Origin of the sequence: Leucobacter alluvii (assembly GCF_039530485.1) — a bacterium.
In the GTDB taxonomy this organism is placed as follows: domain Bacteria; phylum Actinomycetota; class Actinomycetes; order Actinomycetales; family Microbacteriaceae; genus Leucobacter; species Leucobacter alluvii.
Genome location: NZ_BAAAOP010000012.1, coordinates 106,201 through 120,724, shown reverse-complemented (window position 1 = coordinate 120,724; position 14,524 = coordinate 106,201). Strand labels below are relative to the sequence as shown.

20 protein-coding genes are annotated in these 14,524 nt (G+C 64.7%); all 20 read left to right on the top strand.

Going from position 1 to position 14,524, the window contains the following annotated elements; translation table 11 throughout:
• Positions 1–22: 22 nt before the first annotated feature.
• On the top strand, positions 23–2,137 hold the full coding sequence (fusA, locus tag ABFX18_RS11820; protein WP_090147097.1) for an elongation factor G: 2,115 nt from the start codon (positions 23–25) through the stop codon (positions 2,135–2,137).
• Between the two features lie 162 nt (positions 2,138–2,299).
• A complete protein-coding gene (tuf, locus tag ABFX18_RS11815) occupies positions 2,300–3,493 on the top strand; it encodes an elongation factor Tu (protein WP_090147100.1) in 1,194 nt (397 codons plus the stop codon).
• A 188-nt stretch (positions 3,494–3,681) separates the two neighbouring features.
• The gene (locus tag ABFX18_RS11810; protein WP_090147476.1) at positions 3,682–5,481 is read left to right on the top strand and encodes an SDR family NAD(P)-dependent oxidoreductase; all 1,800 of its coding nucleotides are present in this window, start codon (positions 3,682–3,684) and stop codon (positions 5,479–5,481) included.
• Positions 5,478–6,500 carry an MraY family glycosyltransferase gene (locus ABFX18_RS11805; protein WP_346058418.1) on the top strand — a complete coding sequence of 341 codons (1,023 nt, stop codon included), beginning with the start codon at positions 5,478–5,480 and terminating at the stop codon, positions 6,498–6,500. The genes ABFX18_RS11810 and ABFX18_RS11805 overlap by 4 nt, the downstream gene beginning before the upstream one ends.
• Positions 6,501–6,863: 363 nt before the next feature.
• Positions 6,864–7,172: a 30S ribosomal protein S10 gene (gene rpsJ / locus ABFX18_RS11800; protein ID WP_010156393.1), complete on the top strand. Its 309-nt coding sequence runs from the start codon at positions 6,864–6,866 to the stop codon at positions 7,170–7,172.
• 14 nt (positions 7,173–7,186) lie between these two features.
• A complete protein-coding gene (gene rplC / locus ABFX18_RS11795; protein WP_090147108.1) occupies positions 7,187–7,840 on the top strand; it encodes a 50S ribosomal protein L3 in 654 nt (217 codons plus the stop codon).
• A gap of 3 nt (positions 7,841–7,843) precedes the next feature.
• A complete protein-coding gene (rplD, locus tag ABFX18_RS11790) occupies positions 7,844–8,497 on the top strand; it encodes a 50S ribosomal protein L4 (RefSeq protein ID WP_010156395.1) in 654 nt (217 codons plus the stop codon).
• Positions 8,494–8,793: a 50S ribosomal protein L23 gene (gene rplW / locus ABFX18_RS11785; RefSeq protein WP_010156396.1), complete on the top strand. Its 300-nt coding sequence runs from the start codon at positions 8,494–8,496 to the stop codon at positions 8,791–8,793. Before rplD ends, rplW begins: the two co-directional genes overlap by 4 nt.
• A gap of 22 nt (positions 8,794–8,815) precedes the next feature.
• Positions 8,816–9,652, top strand: a complete 837-nt coding sequence (gene rplB, locus ABFX18_RS11780; protein ID WP_090147110.1) for a 50S ribosomal protein L2 — start codon at positions 8,816–8,818, stop codon at positions 9,650–9,652.
• A gap of 24 nt (positions 9,653–9,676) precedes the next feature.
• The gene (gene rpsS / locus ABFX18_RS11775) at positions 9,677–9,958 is read left to right on the top strand and encodes a 30S ribosomal protein S19 (RefSeq protein WP_010156398.1); all 282 of its coding nucleotides are present in this window, start codon (positions 9,677–9,679) and stop codon (positions 9,956–9,958) included.
• Between the two features lie 25 nt (positions 9,959–9,983).
• Positions 9,984–10,364 (top strand): 50S ribosomal protein L22, encoded by a 381-nt coding sequence (gene rplV, locus ABFX18_RS11770; protein WP_090147112.1) that lies wholly within the window; start codon positions 9,984–9,986, stop codon positions 10,362–10,364.
• A gap of 2 nt (positions 10,365–10,366) precedes the next feature.
• Positions 10,367–11,125, top strand: coding sequence for a 30S ribosomal protein S3 (gene rpsC / locus ABFX18_RS11765; RefSeq protein ID WP_053352794.1), 759 nt, complete (start codon positions 10,367–10,369; stop codon positions 11,123–11,125).
• A gap of 2 nt (positions 11,126–11,127) precedes the next feature.
• Positions 11,128–11,547 (top strand): 50S ribosomal protein L16, encoded by a 420-nt coding sequence (gene rplP, locus ABFX18_RS11760; protein ID WP_090147114.1) that lies wholly within the window; start codon positions 11,128–11,130, stop codon positions 11,545–11,547.
• A complete protein-coding gene (rpmC, locus tag ABFX18_RS11755; RefSeq protein ID WP_010156404.1) occupies positions 11,547–11,852 on the top strand; it encodes a 50S ribosomal protein L29 in 306 nt (101 codons plus the stop codon). Before rplP ends, rpmC begins: the two co-directional genes overlap by 1 nt.
• Positions 11,853–11,854: 2 nt before the next feature.
• Positions 11,855–12,127 carry a 30S ribosomal protein S17 gene (gene rpsQ, locus ABFX18_RS11750; protein WP_010156405.1) on the top strand — a complete coding sequence of 91 codons (273 nt, stop codon included), beginning with the start codon at positions 11,855–11,857 and terminating at the stop codon, positions 12,125–12,127.
• A gap of 32 nt (positions 12,128–12,159) precedes the next feature.
• Positions 12,160–12,528, top strand: a complete 369-nt coding sequence (gene rplN / locus ABFX18_RS11745) for a 50S ribosomal protein L14 (RefSeq protein WP_058594067.1) — start codon at positions 12,160–12,162, stop codon at positions 12,526–12,528.
• A gap of 4 nt (positions 12,529–12,532) precedes the next feature.
• Positions 12,533–12,898: a 50S ribosomal protein L24 gene (gene rplX, locus ABFX18_RS11740; RefSeq protein WP_090147116.1), complete on the top strand. Its 366-nt coding sequence runs from the start codon at positions 12,533–12,535 to the stop codon at positions 12,896–12,898.
• Positions 12,895–13,464 (top strand): 50S ribosomal protein L5, encoded by a 570-nt coding sequence (rplE, locus tag ABFX18_RS11735; RefSeq protein ID WP_010156408.1) that lies wholly within the window; start codon positions 12,895–12,897, stop codon positions 13,462–13,464. Before rplX ends, rplE begins: the two co-directional genes overlap by 4 nt.
• Before the next feature lie 118 nt (positions 13,465–13,582).
• Positions 13,583–13,981 (top strand): 30S ribosomal protein S8, encoded by a 399-nt coding sequence (gene rpsH, locus ABFX18_RS11730; protein WP_010156409.1) that lies wholly within the window; start codon positions 13,583–13,585, stop codon positions 13,979–13,981.
• A gap of 6 nt (positions 13,982–13,987) precedes the next feature.
• Positions 13,988–14,524: a 50S ribosomal protein L6 gene (gene rplF, locus ABFX18_RS11725; RefSeq protein WP_090147118.1), complete on the top strand. Its 537-nt coding sequence runs from the start codon at positions 13,988–13,990 to the stop codon at positions 14,522–14,524.

Here is a 14,524-nt window from a genome sequence, read left to right as displayed (position 1 = left end):
CCCCACCCCGGAGGAGAACCCTGTGGCACAAGACGTGCTCACCGACCTGAGTAAGGTCCGCAACATCGGCATCATGGCGCACATCGATGCCGGCAAGACCACCACCACCGAGCGCATCCTGTTCTACACGGGTGTGAACCACAAGCTGGGTGAGACGCACGACGGCGCCTCGACGACTGACTGGATGGAGCAGGAGAAGGAGCGCGGTATCACCATCACCAGCGCTGCCGTCACGTGCTTCTGGAACAAGAACCAGATCAACATCATCGATACGCCGGGCCACGTCGACTTCACCGTCGAGGTGGAGCGCTCGCTCCGCGTGCTCGACGGCGCGGTTGCCGTGTTCGACGGCAAGGAGGGCGTCGAGCCCCAGTCGGAGACCGTCTGGCGTCAGGCTGACAAGTACGGCGTGCCCCGCATCTGCTTCGTCAACAAGATGGACAAGATGGGCGCCGACTTCTACTTCACGGTCGACACCATCGTCAGCCGACTCGGCGCGAAGCCGCTCGTCATGCAGCTGCCCATCGGCGCCGAGTCCGACTTCATCGGCGTCGTCGATCTCCTCTCGATGAAGGCATTCGTCTGGGAAGGCGACGCCAAGGGCGACGTCTCGCTGGGCGCTGCCTACGAGACGCAGGAGATCCCCGCCGATCTGCAGGCGAAGGCCGAGGAGTACCGCGCTCAGCTCGTCGAGGCAGTCGCCGAAGCTGACGATGCTCTCCTCGAGAAGTACTTCGCGGGTGAAGAGCTCAGCATCGACGAGATCAAGGCGGGAATCCGCAAGCTCGTCGTGAACAACGAGATCTACCCCGTGTACTGCGGCTCGGCGTTCAAGAACCGCGGCATCCAGCCGATGCTCGACGCGGTCGTCGACTTCCTGCCGAACCCGCTCGACGTGGGCTCGATCGAGGCGCACGACCCGCGTGACGAGTCGATCGTCATCGAGCGCAAGCCGTCGGCCAGCGAGCCCTTCTCGGCGCTCGCCTTCAAGATCGCCGTGCACCCGTTCTTCGGTCGTCTGACCTACGTCCGCGTTTACTCCGGCAACGTTCCCTCTGGCACCCAGGTCGTCAACTCGACCAAGGGCAAGAAGGAGCGCATCGGCAAGATCTTCCAGATGCACGCCAACAAGGAGATCCCGGTCGACGAGCTCACCGCCGGAAACATCTACGCGGTGATCGGTCTCAAGGACACCACGACGGGCGATACGCTGTCGGACTCCGCGAACCAGGTCGTCCTCGAGTCGATGACGTTCCCCGAGCCCGTCATCGAGGTCGCGATCGAGCCGAAGACGAAGAGCGACCAGGAGAAGCTCGGCGTCGCCATCCAGAAGCTCGCCGAAGAGGATCCCACGTTCCGCGTGAGCCTCAACGCCGAGACCGGCCAGACCGTCATCGCGGGCATGGGCGAACTCCACCTCGACATCCTCGTCGATCGCATGAAGCGCGAGTTCAACGTCGAGGCGAACGTCGGCAAGCCGCAGGTCGCGTACCGCGAGACGATCCGTCGCGAGGTGCCGAAATACGACTACACCCACAAGAAGCAGACCGGTGGTTCGGGTCAGTTCGCCAAGGTGCAGATCTCGCTCGCTCCGCTCGAGAACGAAGACGACAAGGTGTACCTCTTCGAGGACAAGGTGACCGGTGGTCGCGTTCCTCGCGAGTACATCCCGTCGGTCGACGCGGGCATCCAGGACGCGATGCAGTACGGCATCCTGGCCGGCTTCCCGGTCGTGAACGTGCGCGCGCAGCTGCTCGACGGCCAGTACCACGACGTCGACTCCTCGGAGATGGCGTTCAAGATCGCCGGTTCGATGGCGTTCAAGGAGGCCGCGCGTCTCGCGCAGCCCGTCCTGCTGGAACCGCTCATGGCGGTCGAGGTGCGTACTCCCGAGGAGTACATGGGCGACGTCATCGGCGATCTGAATTCGCGTCGCGGTCAGATCCAGTCGATGGAGGATGCGAGCGGCGTCAAGGTCGTGCGCGCCCTCGTCCCGCTTTCCGAGATGTTCGGGTACATCGGCGACCTCCGGTCGAAGACCAGTGGTCGTGCGGTGTTCTCGATGACCTTCGACTCGTACGCCGAGGTTCCGAAGGCCGTCTCCGAAGAGATCATCCAGAAGGCTAAGGGCGAGTAATTTCGCCCGCCGGTCGGCGGAGGTGCCTCGCATCACCGCCGGCCGGCCCGCTCAGGTCGCGATCACAGCGCTGAGCTTGTAACATAGTGACACCAACCCCGTATTCGTGTCCTCCGAAACCGTCGGAGGAAAACGGTACTCGACGTCCTGAGGAGGACCATAGTGGCGAAGGCCAAGTTCGAGCGGACCAAGCCGCACGTAAACATCGGAACGATCGGTCACGTCGACCACGGTAAGACGACTCTTACTGCGGCGATCTCGAAGACCCTCGCCGACAAGTTCCCGTCAGACGTGAACGTGCAGCGCGACTTCGACACGATCGACTCGGCTCCCGAGGAGCGCCAGCGCGGCATCACCATCAACATCTCGCACGTTGAGTACGAGACCGACAAGCGTCACTACGCTCACGTCGATGCACCCGGTCACGCTGACTACATCAAGAACATGATCACCGGTGCCGCCCAGATGGACGGCGCGATCCTGGTGGTTGCAGCGACCGACGGCATGATGGCTCAGACCAAGGAGCACATCCTGCTCGCCAAGCAGGTCGGCGTTCCCTACCTGCTCGTCGCCCTCAACAAGAGCGACATGGTCGACGACGAGGAGATCCTCGAGCTCGTCGAGATGGAGGTCCGCGAGGAGCTCTCCAAGCAGGGCTACCCGGGAGACGACGTCCCCGTCGTCCGCGTGTCGGGCTACGAGGCGCTTCAGGGCACCGAGAAGTGGGTCAACTCGATCGTCGAGCTCATGGAAGCCGTCGATGAGAGCATCCCGGATCCCGTGCGCGACAAGGACAAGCCGTTCCTGATGCCCGTCGAGGACGTCTTCACGATCACCGGTCGTGGCACCGTCGTCACGGGTCGCGCCGAGCGCGGCACGCTGAAGATCAACTCCGAGGTCGAGATCGTGGGTCTGCGCCCGACGCAGAAGACCACGGTCACCGGCATCGAGATGTTCCACAAGCAGCTCGACGAGGCATGGGCCGGCGAGAACTGCGGCCTGCTGCTCCGCGGCACGAAGCGCGAAGATGTCGAGCGCGGCCAGGTCGTCGTGGCCCCGGGCTCGATCACCCCGCACACCAAGTTCGAGGGCACCGCCTACATCCTCAAGAAGGATGAGGGTGGCCGCCACAACCCGTTCGAGACGAACTACCGTCCGCAGTTCTACTTCCGTACCACGGACGTGACGGGTGTCATCACCCTTCCCGAGGACAAGCCGATGGTCATGCCCGGTGACACCACCGACATGTCGGTCGAGCTGATCCAGCCGATCGCTATGGAAGAGGGCCTCGGCTTCGCGATCCGTGAGGGTGGCCGCACCGTCGGCGCCGGCACGGTGACCAAGGTCGTCGAGTAAGTCTCGTAGCACTACCCGTACCCATGGTCTGACCGTGGAGTACCAGAACCCCCGGGGATCCGTCCCCGGGGGTTCTGCCGTTCCCGCCCGCCCGCGCGGCCTCCGCTTCTGCGCAGGTGCCGCGCGGTATTCTCGAAGCTGATCCACGCCCGATGTCACCGGATTCGGGCGGAACGAAGGGAGCCCACGTGCCGCAGTCCGCCGCGGGCCGAATCGGCCACTTCGCCCGGCAGTACGGCGTCCTGTTCCTCGCCGACGCCGGAGCGTGGGGTGTCGGAATCCTTGCAGCGCTCGTGCTGCGGTTCGATTTCAACCTGATGAGGATCCACTGGGGGTGGACGCTCGTCGTCATCGGCGTCACGGTGCTGCTCCAGCTCGTCGTCGGCTGGCTCTCCTGGTTGTACCGCAACCGATACCAGATCGGCAGCTTCGACGAGGTGCGGGTGCTCGTGCTCGACATCACCGCTGTGATGGTCGTCGCATGGCTGTTCGCGTACCTGGTCGGGTACGGAAACGGCATCCCACGCAGCACGCTCTTCATCGCGGCGCCGATCACCTTCAGCCTGATGGGGGTCGCGCGATACGTGATGCGCCTATACCAGGAGCGCCAGATGCTGCCCGGCTCGGAGGCGGAGCGCACACTGCTGTACGGCGCGGGATACCTCGGCGTTCAGACCGCGAAGCGCCTGCTCACGGACGCGAAGGGCTCGGCGCTCCCGGTGGGCTTCATCGACGACGACCCGAAGAAGCGTCGGCAGGAAGTGCGCGGCGTGCGGGTACTCGGCGGCTTCGACGACCTGGCGGAGGTCGCACGGCTCACGCGTGCCACGAAGCTCATCATCTGCATCGGCGACGCCGACGCGGGACTGATGCGCCGCGTCGATGAGGCCGCGAACCGCGCGGGGATGACGGCGATGGTGCTGCCGCCGCTCGACCAGATCCTCCGAAACAACTCGGTGATCTCCGACGTGCGGCAGCTCTCCATCGAGGATCTCATCGGCCGGCACCCGGTGCGGCTCGAGACCGAGTCGATCGCCTCGTACCTCCAGGATCGGCGGGTGCTGGTCACCGGTGCCGGCGGGTCGATCGGGTCCGAGCTCTGCCGGCAGCTCGCTCGATTCGCGCCGCGGGAACTCATCATGCTCGACCGAGACGAGACGGCGCTGCAGGAGACGCAGCTGTCGATCAGCGGTCACGGTCTGCTCGATACCCAGGACGTGGTGCTCGCCGACATCCGAGACGCCGGAGCCCTCGAGCGCCTGTTCCGCGAACGGCGACCGGAGGTGGTCTTCCACGCCGCGGCCCTCAAGCATCTGCCGATGCTCGAACAGTACCCGGATGAGGCCTGGAAGACGAACGTGCTCGGAACGCTGAACGTGTTGCGCGCGGCGCAGGCGGCAGAGGTCGGGACGTTCGTCAACATCTCGACGGACAAGGCTGCGAATCCGACGAGCGTGCTCGGACACTCGAAGCGCGTGGCGGAGAAGCTGACCGCCTGGATGGCGGAGCACACGGGTCAGCGGTACCTCTCGGTGCGCTTCGGGAACGTGATCGGCAGCCGCGGATCGATGCTTCCGACATTCCGGAAGCTGATCGAGGCCGGTGGCCCCGTGACCGTGACGCATCCGAACGTGACCAGGTTCTTCATGACGATCCCTGAGGCGTGCCAGTTGGTCGTGCAGGCGGGCGGCATCGGTCGCCCCGGAGAAGTGCTGATCCTCGACATGGGGGAGCCGGTGAGCATTCTCGACGTGGCGAAGCGAATGATCGCGCAGTCCGGCCGCGACGTCGACATCGTCTTCACGGGACTCCGGCACGGCGAGAAGCTGCACGAGGAGCTGGTCGGGGAGGGAGAGGGCGATGAGCGCCCCTATCACCCGAAGATCTCCCACGCGAGGGTCGATTCCATTTCGCCTGCGGTGCTCGATCACGAGGGATGGGTCGCGCGAATGGACCTGACCGCGGCGGCTGAGGAGCGGGTGCAGTGACGCCGTTCGCGATCGCCCTGGTGGCGGGCGTTCTCGCACTCGTCCTGAGCATCCTGCTGCCGTACCTCGTGCGGCCCCTGCTCGTGCGGCTCGGCATCATGGACGTCCCCAACGAGCGCTCCTCTCACGAGCGCCCGGTGCTGCGCGGCCTCGGGTTGGCCGTGCTCATCGCGATGGGCGCGGCCGGCGGGTTCGCGGTGGTCGCGCAGCACACCGGAGCGGGGGACACGCGGCTCCTGCTGACGGTCGTCGTCGGTTCGTTCGCTGCAGGGCTGCTCGGATTCGCCGAAGATCTCTGGGGGCTGAGCGTGGGGGTCCGCAGCGTCCTGCTGCTGGTGATCGCACTCACTTCAGCGGTCGCGATCCTCGTTCTCGCCGGTCCCGGCCTCCCGCTCTGGGGAGCGCTGCTCCTGGCGATCTACGCGGTGCTCTTCATCTCGAGCTACATCAACGTCGCGAACTTCATGGACGGATTGAACGGCATCAGCGGGTTCCACGGCGTCATCTCAGGTCTGACGTTCGCGGCAGCAGGTTGGTTCCTCGGGCTTCCCTGGCTACTCGCGGCCGGCCTCGTGCTCGCCGCCGGATTCGGCGGCTTCCTCCCGTGGAACCTGACGAAACCCGGAGCGTTCCTGGGTGATGTCGGGAGCTATCTGCTCGGCGGTGCGACGGCGATCACGAGTTTCGCTGCGCTGGTGGCCGGGGTTCCGCTGCTGGCGACGATCGGGCCCATGGTGATCTACTTCGGCGACGTCGCGGTGACGCTCGTGAAGCGCGTGCGGGCCGGGCGCCGCTGGGATGAACCGCACAAGGAGCATACGTACCAGCGGATTCAGCAGCTGGGATATTCGCACGTGCAGGCCTCTGCGATGACGGCCGGCGCAACACTCGCCACCTCGCTGCTCGGACTCGGGTCCGTGTTCACCAGTACGGCGGGTGCGATCGCGCTGTTCGGTGCGGGTCTCGCCGTCCTGGTGCTCTACCTGCTGCTCCCGAGACTCCTGCCGCGTCGCGGCTGACGAGCGCGACACGCCCGGGTTGCACGGCGGCGTCCCCCGTGCGAGAATAGACAGGTTCAGTACTCCGCGCCTCGGTGCGGATCACTGCCAGGCAGTGCATAACCGCCCCGCTCGCTCGGGGTTCCGGTTAGGCCGCGGGTAGCGAACGAGACCTGCACGCCGTTCGGCGGCCAGACGTGAGTCCGGCCGCTTTCGTGCGCGCGGGGCCGCCTCGCCCGTCCATACGGGCCGGCCGGTTTTGACAGGTGAACAGAGACCCAGCACGAAGCGCGAAAGCGCTGCAGCCAGGGCGCTGGTACGTAAGACGTCCAATGCCACGACCTCCGGGTGGTGGTACGACGCAAGTAGAAAGTAGAGAGTCACATGGCGGGACAGAAGATCCGCATCCGACTGAAGTCGTATGACCACGAGGTCATCGACAGCTCCGCGCGCAAGATCGTCGACACGGTGACCCGCGCGGGTGCGACCGTGATCGGCCCCGTGCCGCTCCCGACGGAGAAGAACGTGATCGCAGTGATCCGTTCGCCCCACAAGTACAAGGACAGCCGCGAGCACTTCGAGAAGCGCACGCACAAGCGTCTCATCGACATCGTCGACCCCACCCCGAAGGCTGTCGATTCGCTCATGCGTCTCGACCTGCCTGCCGACGTCAACATCGAGATCAAGCTCTAAGGGGGGATCCGGACATGTCAGTAGTACGTAACGTGAAGGGTCTTCTGGGCACCAAGCTCGGTATGACGCAGGTATGGGACGAGAACGGGAACGTCGTTCCCGTGACCGTCATCGAGGTGGCACCGAACGTCGTCACCCAGATCCGCACCGCAGAGGTCGACGGCTACAGCGCCGTGCAGATCGCCGCCGGTCAGATCGACCCCCGCAAGGTGAACAAGCCGACCGCAGGTCACTTCGAGAAGGCCGGCGTCACGCCGCGCCGTCACCTCACCGAGGTCCGCACCTCCGATGCGTCGGAGTACGCGCTCGGTCAGGAGCTCACCGTCGACGGCACCTTCGAGGCCGGTCAGCTGATCGACGTCGTCGGCACCTCGAAGGGCAAGGGCTTCGCCGGCGCCATGAAGCGTCACAACTTCAAGGGCGTTGGCGCGTCGCACGGCGCGCACCGCAACCACCGCAAGCCCGGCTCGATCGGTGGCGCTGCCACTCCCGGTCGTGTCTTCAAGGGCCAGCGCATGCCCGGTCGCATGGGTGGCGAGCGCGTCACCGTGCAGAACCTCACCGTTCAGGCGGTCGACGCTGAGAAGGGTCTCATCCTGGTCAAGGGTGCGGTTCCCGGAGCGCGCGGTCGTCTCGTATTCGTTCGCAACGCAGTGAAGGGGGCGTAGTTCATGGCTACCGCTACCAAGCTCGAGGTGTTCGACGCTCAGGGCAAGAAGGCCGGGTCGGTTGACCTTCCCGAGACCATCTTCGGTGTCGACCCCAACATCCCGCTGATCCACCAGGTGGTCACCGCTCAGCTCGCAGCTGCGCGTCAGGGTACGCACAAGACCAAGAACCGCGGCGAGGTCTCCGGTTCGGGTGTCAAGCCGTTCAAGCAGAAGGGCACCGGCCGCGCTCGTCAGGGCTCGGTTCGTGCTCCTGAGCACCGCGGCGGCGGCGTCGTGCACGGCCCCGTGCCGCGCGACTACGCTCAGCGCACCCCGAAGAAGATGATCGCCGCTGCGCTTCGCGGCCTGCTGTCGGATCGCGCCCGCGCGAACCGTCTGCACGTCGTCGAGACGTTCGGCATCGCCGACAAGCCCAGCACGAAGGCTGCTCGCGAGTTCCTCGCGTCGGTCGCGCCGGGAAAGCGCGTGCTCGTGGTCATCACCCGTGAAGATGAGTTGACGGCGCTCAGCGTTCGCAACCTGGCGCACGTTCACGTGCTGTTCCAGGATCAGCTCAACGCCTACGACGTGGTCGTCAGCGACGATCTCGTCTTCACCAAGGCCGCCTTCGACGCATTCGTCGATGGCCGTGCCGCTCAGGAGGACACGAAGTGAGCTTGAACAAGTCCGCACACGACGTCATCATCCGCCCGATCGTCTCGGAGAAGAGCTACGGTCTCATCGACGCCAACGGCCAGTACACCTTCGAGGTGCAGCCCGAGTCGAACAAGACCGAGATCAAGCTCGCCGTCGAGGAGGTCTTCAATGTGAAGGTCGCCAAGGTCCGCACGCTGACCCGCAAGGGCAAGTCCCGTCGAACGAAGTTCGGTCTGGGCAAGCGCAAGGACACGAAGCGCGCCATCGTCACCCTGAAGTCGGGCTCCATCGACATCTTCACGGCTGCGCTGTAGAAGGGGCGAAGAGGAACACATCATGGCAATTCGCAAGTACAAGCCGACGACCCCGGGTCGTCGTGGCTCGAGCGTTGCTGATTTCGCTGAAATCACCCGCTCGACGCCTGAGAAGTCGCTGCTCCGTCCGCTCCCCAAGACCGGCGGCCGCAACAACCAGGGCCGGATCACCACCCGTCACATCGGTGGTGGCCACAAGCGCCAGTACCGCGTCATCGACTTCCGTCGTCATGACAAGGACGGCGTGGATGCCAAGGTCGCGCACATCGAGTACGACCCGAACCGCACGGCGCGCATCGCGCTGCTGCATTTCGTGGACGGCACGAAGCGCTACATCATCGCGCCGAACAAGCTCAAGCAGGGCGACGTCGTCGAGTCGGGTTCCGGTGCTGACATCAAGCCCGGCAACAACCTGCCGCTGCGCAACATCCCGACCGGTACGGTCATCCACGCGATCGAGCTGAAGCCGGGCGGGGGAGCGAAGCTCGCTCGTTCCGCAGGTGCGTCGGTTCGCCTCGTGGCGAAGGACGGCCCCTACGCCCAGCTGCGTCTGCCGTCGGGCGAGATCCGCAACGTCGACGCGCGCTGCCGCGCGACCGTCGGCGAGGTGGGCAACGCCGAGCAGTCGAACATCAACTGGGGCAAGGCCGGCCGCATGCGCTGGAAGGGCGTCCGCCCGACCGTGCGTGGTGTCGTCATGAACCCGGTGGATCACCCCCACGGTGGTGGCGAAGGCCGCACCTCCGGTGGTCGTCACCCGGTCAGCCCCTGGGGCCAGAAGGAAGGCCGTACGCGCCATCCGAACAAGGAAAGCGACAAGCTCATCGTGCGTCGCCGCAACGCTGGCAAGAAGCGTTAGTCGACAGGTAGGAGAGAGTAGAAGATGCCTCGTAGTCTCAAGAAGGGCCCCTTCGTCGATAACCACCTGTTGAACAAGGTGATTGTCCAGAACGAAGCTGGCTCCAAGAACGTGATCAAGACCTGGTCGCGCCGCTCGATGATCATCCCGGCAATGCTGGGACACACCATCGCGGTGCACGACGGTCGGAAGCACATCCCCGTGTTCGTAACGGAGACCATGGTCGGTCACAAGCTGGGCGAATTCGCGCCCACGCGTACCTTCCGCGGTCACGTGAAAGACGACAAGAAGGGCCGTCGCCGCTAAGCGGTGACGTGAAGGAGGAAGAGAAATGGTGGAGTCGACCGCACGTCTGCGTCACATCCGCATCACCCCCCAGAAGGCCCGTCGTGTCATTGACCTGGTCCGTGGGAAGAACGCTCAGGAGGCACTCGCCATCCTGAAGTTCGCCCCGCAGGCCGCAGCGGAGCCGATTTTCAAGCTCGTCGCTTCGGCGATCGCGAATGCGCGCGTCAAGGCCGACAAGGAGAACCTGCGTCTCAACGAGGACGAGCTCGTCGTAGCTCGTGCATTCGTGGACGAGGGCGCGACGCTCAAGCGTTTCCGCCCCCGTGCTCAGGGCCGCGCATTCCGTATCAACAAGCGCACCAGCCACATCACTGTCGTGCTGCAGACGGCTGATGAGCTCGCCGCCGTGAAGAAGGGAGCCTAGGTATGGGCCAGAAGATTCATCCCTATGGCTTCCGCCTCGGGATCACCACCGATCACGTGTCGCGTTGGTTCTCGGACTCGACGAAGGCCGGGCAGCGCTACGCTGACTACCTCGCCGAGGACATCAAGATCCGTCAGCACCTGACGAAGCAGCTCGACCGTGCGGGCGTGTCCCGCGTGGAGATCGAGCGCACCCGTGACCGTGTTCGCGTGGACATCCACTCGGCACGTCCCGGTATCGTCATCGGTCGTCGCGGCGCCGAGGCCGAGCGCATCCGCGCTGACCTCGAGAAGCTCACCGGCAAGCAGATCCAGCTCAACATCCTCGAGGTCAAGAACCCCGAGGCTGACGCTCAGCTCGTCGCACAGGGCATCGCCGAGCAGCTCGCTGCTCGCGTGGCGTTCCGCCGTGCGATGCGCAAGGGTCTGCAGGGCGCTCAGCGCGCCGGCGCCAAGGGCATCCGCATCCAGGTCTCCGGCCGCCTCGGCGGCGCCGAGATGAGCCGTTCGGAGTTCTACCGCGAAGGCCGTGTGCCGCTGCACACGCTCCGCGCGAACATCGACTACGGCTTCTACGAGGCGAAGACCACCTTCGGTCGTATCGGCGTGAAGGTCTGGATCTACAAGGGCGACCTGACCAACAAGGAACTCGCTCGTGAGCAGGCGGCCCAGAAGCCGTCGCGCGACCGCGGCGACCGCCGCCGTGCACCCCGTGGTGCACAGGCCGAGGCTGCACCCGCTGCAGCAGGAGCGGAGAAGTAAGCATGCTGATTCCCCGTCGAGTCAAGTACCGCAAGCAGCACCACCCGAGCCGCACCGGTCAGTCCAAGGGCGGTAACGAGATCGCCTTCGGCGAGTTCGGTATCCAGGCACTGACCCCCGCCTACGTGACCAACCGTCAGATCGAGTCCGCTCGTATCGCCATGACGCGTCACATCAAGCGTGGCGGCAAGGTGTGGATCAACATCTACCCCGATCGTCCCCTGACCAAGAAGCCTGCGGAAACCCGCATGGGTTCGGGTAAGGGCTCGCCCGAGTGGTGGGTTGCCAATGTCAAGCCGGGCCGCGTCCTCTTCGAGGTCGCCGGTGTCGATGAGGAGCTCGCACGCGAGGCGCTCACCCGCGCCATCCACAAGCTGCCCCTCAAGGCCCGCATTATCAAGCGCGAGGAGGGCGACGCGTAATGGCGATCGGTACCAAAGAACTGGCCATCACCGAGCTCGATAGTTTCGAGAACGAGCGGTTGGCCGAAGAGCTCAAGAAGGCGAAGGGCGAACTCTTCAACCTTCGCTTCCAGTCGGCTACCGGCCAGCTGGAAAGCCACGGCCGCGTTCGTCAGGTGAAGCGCGACATCGCTCGCATCTACACCGTGCTGCGCGAGCGTGAGCTCGGCATTCGTGCCACCCCTGCTGCTGCGCCCGCAAAGGCGAAGAAGAGCAGCAAGAAGACCGAGCAGGCGGATGCCGCCGCTGAGACGAAGGAGGCCTAGACATGGCTGAGGTCGAGAAGGAACAGCGCGGCTACCGTAAGGCCCGCCGCGGCTATGTCGTCAGCGACAAGATGGAGAAGACCATCGTTGTCGAGGTCGAGGACCGTGTGAAGCACCCGCTGTACGGCAAGGTGCTCCGCCGCTCGTCGAAGGTCAAGGCCCACGACGAGCAGAACACGGCCGGTATCGGCGATCTCGTGCTCATCCACGAGACCCGGCCGCTGAGCGCTTCCAAGCGCTGGCGTCTGGTCGAGGTCCTCGAGAAGGCGAAGTAAGCCCTCGGGCTTACTCAGTGAAGGAGTAGCAAGTGATTCAGCAGGAATCCCGACTCAAGGTGGCCGACAACAGCGGCGCCAAGGAGTTGCTCACGATCCGTGTCCTCGGTGGCTCGAAGCGTCGTTACGCCGGTCTCGGCGACACGATCGTCGCGACCGTCAAGGACGCGATCCCCGGTGGCAACGTCAAGAAGGGCGATGTGGTCAAGGCCGTCATCGTCCGGACGCGCAAGTCGACCCGTCGTGGTGACGGATCGTACATCGCGTTCGACGAGAACGCCGCCGTTATCCTCAAGGCCGACGGGGAGCCCCGCGGCACCCGCATCTTCGGGCCGGTCGGACGTGAACTCCGCGACAAGCGGTTCATGAAGATCGTCTCGCTCGCACCGGAGGTGATCTAGTCCTATGGGCGCAAAGATCAAGAAGGGTGACCTCGTCGAGGTCATCTCTGGCCCGTCGCAGGAACGCGGCGGCTACAAGGGCAAGCAGGGTCGAGTAATCGAGGTCCTGTCCGAAACCGATCGCATCGTGGTGGAGGGCGTCAACTTCGTCACCAAGCATGTGCGCGTCGGCCAGTCGGACCGTGGCACCCGCGAGGGTGGCATCGAGACCGTCGAGGCTCCGATCCACGTGTCCAACGTCGCAGTCGTCGACCCCGAGACGAAGAAGCCGACTCGCGTCGGGTTCCGCGTCGAGGAAGTCGAGAAAGACGGCAAGAAGAAGACTGTTCGCGTTCGTTTCGCGAAGAAGTCCGGGAAGGATCTCGCATGACCGAGACTGCAGCGACCACCGCTCAGCCCCGCCTGAAGCAGAAGTACCGCTCCGAGATCGTTCCGCAGCTGCGCGAGGAGTTCGGCTACGCCAACATCATGCAGGTTCCCGGCGTCGTCAAGGTCGTCGTGAACACCGGTGTCGGTGAAGCCGCTCGCGACAGCAAGGTGATCGAGGGCGCGATCGCCGATCTCGTGAAGATCACCGGTCAGAAGCCCATGGTCACCAAGGCTCGCAAGTCCATCGCGCAGTTCAAGCTGCGCGAGGGCCAGGCGATCGGTGCTCACGTCACGCTCCGTGGCGATCGGTCGTGGGAGTTCCTCGACCGCCTGGTGAACCTGGCTCTGCCCCGTATCCGCGATTTCCGTGGCCTTTCGCCGCGCCAGTTCGATGGAAACGGCAATTACACCTTCGGTTTGACCGAGCAGAGTGTGTTCCACGAGATCGATCAGGATAAGATTGATCGCGTGCGTGGGTTCGACATCACTGTCGTGACCACCGCGAAGACCGACGATGAGGGCCGTGCGCTGCTTCGCGCGCTCGGCTTCCCCTTCAAGTCGGAATAACTGAATAGTCCAAACGGCGAGGGTGCTCGGGAATCCCCGGGCACCCAATCCGTGTGTCACCCAGGTCATGCGTCGGTGTACCGGCGTATGAAACCAGGCGAGAAAGAAAGAGTCACTCATGACGATGACTGATCCGGTAGCAGATATGCTGACCCGGCTGCGCAACGCAAACTCTGCGCATCATGACGACGTTTCGCTCCCCGGCTCGAAGCTGAAGGAGCGGATCGCTGAGATCCTCAAGCGCGAAGGCTACATCCAGGACTGGAAGGTCGAGGCCGCACGCGTGGGCACGACCATCACCATGTCGCTGAAGTACGGCCCGAACCGCGAGCGTTCGATCGAGGGCATCAAGCGGGTCTCCAAGCCCGGCCTTCGCGTGTACGCGGGCTCGACCGAGATCCCGAGCGTGCTCGGTGGACTCGGCATCGCGATCCTGTCCACCTCCTCGGGTCTGTTGACTGACCGCGAGGCTGAGCAGAAGGGCGTTGGCGGGGAAGTCCTCGCTTACGTGTGGTAAGGCGTCATGTCACGTATTGGTAAGCTTCCCATCGCCGTTCCCGGCGGTGTAGATGTCAAGATCGACGGCCAGAAGGTCACGGTCAAGGGCGCGAAGGGCGAGCTCTCGCTCGTCGTCGCAGATCCCATCCGCGTCGCACTCGAGGACGGTCAGGTGCTCGTCACCCGCCCGAACGACGAGCGCGATTCCCGAGCGCTGCACGGCCTCAGCCGCACGCTCATCAACAACAACATCATCGGCGTCACCGAGGGCTACACCAAGCAGCTCGAGGTCGTCGGCACGGGATACCGCGTGCAGCAGAAGGGCACCGGCCTCGAGCTCGCGCTCGGCTTCTCGCACCCGGTCAACGTGGACGCCCCCGAGGGCATCACGCTCGCGGTCGAGGGCAACACCAAGATCACCGTCAGCGGGATCTCGAAGCAGGCTGTCGGCGAGGCCGCAGCCAACATCCGCAAGCTGAAGAAGCCGGAGCCCTACAAGGGCAAGGGCATTCGCTACGCGGGCGAGGTTGTCCGTCGCAAGGCAGGAAAGGCTGGTAAGTAA

Bases quoted from the DNA above. Each gene is read 5' to 3' on its own strand.
- rpsJ (WP_010156393.1), top strand. From the start codon at position 6,864: ATGGCGGGACAGAAGATCCGCATCCGACTGAAGTCGTATGACCACGAG.
- rplC (WP_090147108.1), top strand. From the start codon at position 7,187: ATGTCAGTAGTACGTAACGTGAAGGGTCTTCTGGGCACCAAGCTCGGT.
- rplD (WP_010156395.1), top strand. From the start codon at position 7,844: ATGGCTACCGCTACCAAGCTCGAGGTGTTCGACGCTCAGGGCAAGAAG.
- rplB (WP_090147110.1), top strand. From the start codon at position 8,816: ATGGCAATTCGCAAGTACAAGCCGACGACCCCGGGTCGTCGTGGCTCG.
- rpsS (WP_010156398.1), top strand. From the start codon at position 9,677: ATGCCTCGTAGTCTCAAGAAGGGCCCCTTCGTCGATAACCACCTGTTG.
- rplV (WP_090147112.1), top strand. From the start codon at position 9,984: ATGGTGGAGTCGACCGCACGTCTGCGTCACATCCGCATCACCCCCCAG.
- rpsC (WP_053352794.1), top strand. From the start codon at position 10,367: ATGGGCCAGAAGATTCATCCCTATGGCTTCCGCCTCGGGATCACCACC.
- rplP (WP_090147114.1), top strand. From the start codon at position 11,128: ATGCTGATTCCCCGTCGAGTCAAGTACCGCAAGCAGCACCACCCGAGC.
- rpmC (WP_010156404.1), top strand. From the start codon at position 11,547: ATGGCGATCGGTACCAAAGAACTGGCCATCACCGAGCTCGATAGTTTC.
- rpsQ (WP_010156405.1), top strand. From the start codon at position 11,855: ATGGCTGAGGTCGAGAAGGAACAGCGCGGCTACCGTAAGGCCCGCCGC.
- rplX (WP_090147116.1), top strand. From the start codon at position 12,533: ATGGGCGCAAAGATCAAGAAGGGTGACCTCGTCGAGGTCATCTCTGGC.
- rplE (WP_010156408.1), top strand. From the start codon at position 12,895: ATGACCGAGACTGCAGCGACCACCGCTCAGCCCCGCCTGAAGCAGAAG.
- rpsH (WP_010156409.1), top strand. From the start codon at position 13,583: ATGACGATGACTGATCCGGTAGCAGATATGCTGACCCGGCTGCGCAAC.
- rplF (WP_090147118.1), top strand. From the start codon at position 13,988: ATGTCACGTATTGGTAAGCTTCCCATCGCCGTTCCCGGCGGTGTAGAT.